This is a genomic window from uncultured Roseibium sp., assembly GCF_947499295.1.
Classification (GTDB): Bacteria; Pseudomonadota; Alphaproteobacteria; order Rhizobiales; family Stappiaceae; genus Roseibium.
Window position 1 is genome coordinate 1 of sequence record NZ_CANMNP010000119.1, and the last position, 686, is coordinate 686.

At 50.3% G+C, this 686-nt stretch carries 1 pseudogene; it reads left to right on the forward strand.

Going from position 1 to position 686, the window contains the following annotated elements:
• Positions 1-113: 113 nt before the first annotated feature.
• Positions 114-560 (forward strand): annotated as a pseudogene (locus tag Q0835_RS30040) (integrase core domain-containing protein); the annotation flags it as partial.
• Positions 561-686 lie beyond the last annotated feature (126 nt).

The window sequence follows — 686 nt, forward strand, 5'->3', positions numbered from 1 at the left end:
GTAAAACCTGTCCCATAGTGCATCCTTCCATTCGGGAGAAAAGACTGCACCATCAAAATCTGGGATCAAACACCTAGCGGACCTCCCAGATCAGCGAAAGCTGCTATCGCTATGAGCGCAAGCTCAGCGACGGGCGCAGTTCCAGAACCTGGAACGTTCTGGACGACTTCAAACGAGAGGGTTTGGGCATTGAAGCGAACACCTCCATCCCGGCCCTGCGGGTCATTCGTACGCTTGAGTGGATCATCGAATGGCGCTGCCTGCCGTTGACCACTCGGGTGGATAACGGTCCTGAAAATTTTAGTGCCGCCCTGCAAATGTGGGCTTCAAGACGTGGGATCGGCTTGCAATACATTCAGCCCGGCAAACCGCAACAGAACGCCCATATCAAGCGCTATAATCGGACTGTCCGTCATGAAAGGCACGGACAATACATATTCAAGACGATCGAAGAGGCTCAGGACCAAGCAACACGCTAGCTATGGACATACAACAACGAGCGGCCAAACATGGCCATCGGCGGAATTACACCTGCAATGAAACTCCAAACAGCAACCTGAAAGCCAGTTTTGAAACCAACAAAAAGATACAATTACCATACTAAACAGCCTCTAAAGCGTGTCGCGTTTAATTGCATTCATATCCAGCGTGTTTGAAGAAGTTCCTGCATTCAGTAGGAGTGAACA